The organism is Bacillus sp. S4, from assembly GCF_040838205.1.
GTDB lineage: Bacteria > Bacillota > Bacilli > Bacillales > Bacillaceae_G > Bacillus_A > Bacillus_A cereus_U.
On sequence record NZ_JBFPJI010000283.1, the window covers coordinates 1 to 4,235 of the forward strand.

Consider the following 4,235-nt stretch of genomic DNA (forward strand, 5'->3'; position numbering starts at 1 on the left):
ATTGTAGACTTGAGAAAATTTTCTTCAAATTCAAAGTTATATGAGACAATAGGTAAGGAAAAGTATTCCATTACATACAAAAAATAATAAAAAAGATGAGAGAAAACTTTTTTCTGGACGTTATATAGAGTGTAAAAGCTTTTACAAAAAAATAAGGGGAATCGCTACATGAAATCAAATGAGAAAAATTTTATAAAAAGATTACAGCGACAAAAAGAAGATGCGCTAGAATTTGTTGTCGATACATACTTACCACTCATAAAGGGGATTACGCATAAAGTTCTTCTTCCAGTTCAAAATGATGGACTCATAGAGGAATGTGTAAATGATATATTTCTTTCCATTTGGAATAACGCAAATAAGTTTCATGGAGAGCCGAGTGATTTTAAAAAATGGATTGCAGCGATTGCAAAGTTTAAAGCAATTGATTATTACCGGAAAGCAACTAAAAAAGTAGAAATCATTTCAGATGAGTTTCATATAAGTACGGAAAAATCGGCAGAAGACGAATTAATCGTTATGGAAGATAGGGAAGAATTATTGAAGCTTATTAATCAATTGGAACCGTTAGATCAAAAAGTATTCATTATGAAATATCTCCTTGGCATGAAGACAGAGGAAATCGGAGAGAAATTAGGGTTAACTCGAGCAGCGATAGATAATCGTGTGTACCGGGGAAAAAAGAAACTACAACAAAATGCTACGAATATTAGTTTTGGAGGTAGTGCAATATGAAAGACATTTATGAACTATTAAATGATATTGATATAGATGAAAAAGAACTTAAGGAAATTGAGACTTCTGAAATTGAAAAAGAAAAAGTGAAACGTAATTTAAAACAATCGATGCGTACGAAGAAAAAGATGAAAACTTGGAAAAAAGGTGTCGCTGCTGCATCTATTTTAGTAGGAGTATCAGTTGCCATGCTTGGCATCGGATTTCCTACATACGCTGGAGGACTACCAATAGTAGGGGATATATTCCGATTTTTAGATAATGGTAGAACAGGGTTATATGAAAATTATAAAGAGTTTTCGACTGAGTTGAATATGACGAGGGAGAGTAATGGGGTTAAGGTTACCATTAATGATGTAATTTCTGATGGCAGAACAGTATCTATAACGTATTCACTGGAAAGTGAGCAAGACTTAGGGGATGATCCTATCATAATAGGCGGATTGGATATAATGGACGCTCATGGTAGTTCAGGAAGTGGTAAAATGACTAAAGTTACTGAAAAAAAGTATGTAGGTATGGTAACAACGACGCACCATGGTAGTAATAAAAAGGACAAAGTAAACTTTAGATGGAATATAGAGAGAATAGAGATGCCAGATAGGAAAAAATCAATACAAGGTAATTGGAATTTCGCGTTAACTGTAAAATCAGTGGATAGTAAAGAGAGAACAATTAGTGGGAGTTCGGAAAAAGAAGGTATAAAAGCAAATATGGAAAAGGTCGCAATGTCGCCGGTTTCATTTATTCTTTATTACAATCAAGAAGTTTCTAAGGGTGCGAGGAAAGAATGGGATAGTGTAGATGTTGAATTGAGGGTCACGGATGATTTAGGGAATGATTATTCGGGTGAAGGAAATGGGGGAAGTGGCAACGATCCTTACAATATCCATTGGAGTTCCACATTCCAAAAGTTAAACGAAAATGCAACAAAGCTTATCGTTACACCTCACGTGCACTTGCAAGTTCATACACCTGAAAATCATGGTGGAGTAGAGTATGTTAATGGGAAAGAGAAGAAAATAGAAGTGCCGAAAAAAGAAGCGAAGAGTAAAGATATTGTTCTAGATGATATTGTCATTGATTTAAAGAAATAAAGACAAGCGACTGCCTAAAATAAATAATTAGGCAGTCGCTTTTTGTTAAGAACTAGTTACAAGTAAAGCATGTGGATGCTGTGTTTTATACTCATCTTTCCAAGGAATGTTTAGTTGTTCCCACGTTTCACCGCTATCAGTGGATTGAAAGATGCCATTGTTATTTAAAGTGTAAAACGTATGTGGTTCGGCTGGATTTGTAGCAAACATCGAAATGACTGTACCGATTGCAGATGGTAGACCTTGCTGTACTTGCTCGAAAGGAGTATCTTTCGTTTTTCGATAAATATAAGATTCATAAGGAATACGGTGATGAGCGAGATCAGCACTCGGTGCAGCAGACACGAGAATTGTATCGCAATCAGCTGGGTCGATAGCCATGCTGTATAAATAATGATGTTCAAGTCCGTCACTACATGAGATCCAGCTGTTTCCACTGTTATAACTTTCAAGATAGGCACGATCAGGTCCGCCCATAAACCCATCACCACATGATGCATAAAGGCGATTTGGGACTTCAGGGTGCATGAGTAATTGATGAGCATCGATAGGGGCACCGAATTTTTTATCAATCCATGTATGCCCTTTATCGTTACTTTGAATAACAGCACCAGCTTCGATGGAAACGTGGATTGTATTTGGATTGTTTGGATCAATTGTAATCCAGCGTACGTGATGGGTAAAAGGTCTAGGCGGGAAAGCCCACGTATAAGAAGATAATAATGATTTCATATTTTTAAGTTCAGTCCACGTTACACCGCCATTTTCTGAACGAAATAAAGCACTAGGTTCTGTACCTACATAAACGACTCCATATCCGTTAACTTGTTCATTAGGGCTTATCGTAATGGAAGTGATTGAAGAATGTAAAATACCGTCTTCTTTCGGAAAGTCAAAGTAACGATAAGAATCTCCAATTGGTCTCCATGAATCCCCACCATCATCGCTTAACCATAGACCTCGTCCAAATGTTCCACAATATACACGATTCTTTTGAAATGGATCAACTGCAATACAAGTAGGCTGCATATTTTGTAAGTGGTAAGTCGTTTCGTAGTTACCATCTTGTTCTTTTATTACAACAAGTTCACGCTCCATACAGAGAAATAAACGTTTCATTTAAGTAACCTCCTTAAAAATTCTTTCATTAGTAAACAATATGAAAATAAAAAAGAAGTAGTCTTGTTTTTATTTGAGAAAAAGGACTTGTTTGAAAAGTAGCGAAGTGTGTATACAGAAGGAATCGGGATAAAGTGAAACTTTAATCAGTGGGGGTTTTGTTCATCCCCACTGATTATTAGCCTTCACCAATCGGACGTTAATGCGGGATAAAGGGAGTGAGTTTGTTTCATACTAACATACAGATATTGCACTTAAAGGAGCATTAGTATGGGACATTCACATGATCACGGTCATTCCAAAAATAAAAAGGCGTTACTAATTGCTTTCCTACTAACGACAAGTTTTATGATTGCTGAAGTTATTAGTGGGTTTGTAACGAATAGTTTAGCACTATTATCTGACGCGGGGCATATGTTAAGTGATGCAGTATCTCTCGCTTTAAGCTTACTTGCCTTCAAGCTTGGAGAGAAAACGGCAACGGCTGCAAAAACATACGGGTATAAGCGTGTCGAAATGTTAGCGGCATTATGTAACGGTGTCGTTCTTATTGTCATTTCAGTATATATTTTTATTGAAGCAATTCGTCGTTTTAAAGAACCGGTGGAGATTGCTAGTAATGGGATGCTCATTATTGCTGTACTTGGTTTGCTTATTAATATTTTATCAGCTTGGATATTAATGAGAGGCGGAGATGTGAAAGGGAATTTGAATTTAAGGAGTGCTTTCTTACACGTACTAGGCGATTTATTAGGTTCAGTCGGAGCAATTATTGCTGCGTTGCTTATTAAATTTTTTGATTGGAATGCCGCAGATGCGGTTGCTAGTATTCTTGTGTCAATTTTAGTTATTATAAGTGGATGGCGTGTAACACGTGATACAGTTCATATATTAATGGAAGGCGCACCACAGCACATAGATGCTGAAGAGGTGAAAAATACATTATTAAATATTACTATTGTAAAAGAAGTTCATGATTTACATATATGGTCCGTAACATCAGATTTTCAAGTACTAACTTGCCATCTTATTATTAAAGGTAATGAAACGCAAAGTGTATTGAAAGAAGCAACGGATGTATTAAAGGAAAAATTTCATGTAGAACATGTCACCATTCAAGTAGAAATTGAGGGTGAATTTAACCATAATGAGACAACTTGCAAAGTATGAAAGAAAAAGGGTATGAAAAAGTGTCATAACATTTTTCGCGTGGCATACATATATATAATGTGGCCACAAATACTTTGTAAGGTAAATATTTCATAAGATTACTTTACTTATTAA

The 4,235-nt window shown here is 35.8% G+C and carries 4 protein-coding genes; 3 read left to right on the forward strand and 1 reads right to left on the reverse strand.

Annotated features, from left to right (window positions below):
• The first annotated feature begins 168 nt into the window (after nt 1–168).
• Together AB3X48_RS18480 and AB3X48_RS18485 are read left to right on the forward strand one after the other, a co-directional pair.
• Nucleotides 169–735, forward strand: coding sequence for a sigma-70 family RNA polymerase sigma factor (locus AB3X48_RS18480; RefSeq protein ID WP_002158441.1), 567 nt, complete (start codon nt 169–171; stop codon nt 733–735).
• Nucleotides 732–1,832: a DUF4179 domain-containing protein gene (locus tag AB3X48_RS18485; protein ID WP_016104449.1), complete on the forward strand. Its 1,101-nt coding sequence runs from the start codon at nt 732–734 to the stop codon at nt 1,830–1,832. Before AB3X48_RS18480 ends, AB3X48_RS18485 begins: the two co-directional genes overlap by 4 nt.
• A 45-nt stretch (nt 1,833–1,877) precedes the next feature.
• On the opposite strand, the gene AB3X48_RS18490 is transcribed toward AB3X48_RS18485, so the two are convergent.
• Nucleotides 1,878–2,951 carry a beta propeller repeat protein gene (locus tag AB3X48_RS18490; protein ID WP_367959795.1) on the reverse strand — a complete coding sequence of 358 codons (1,074 nt, stop codon included), beginning with the start codon at nt 2,949–2,951 and terminating at the stop codon, nt 1,878–1,880.
• Nucleotides 2,952–3,221: 270 nt separating this feature from the next.
• Between AB3X48_RS18490 and AB3X48_RS18495 the strand changes: the two genes are divergently transcribed.
• Nucleotides 3,222–4,121 (forward strand): cation diffusion facilitator family transporter, encoded by a 900-nt coding sequence (locus AB3X48_RS18495; protein WP_016104451.1) that lies wholly within the window; start codon nt 3,222–3,224, stop codon nt 4,119–4,121.
• The last annotated feature ends 114 nt before the right edge of the window (nt 4,122–4,235 follow it).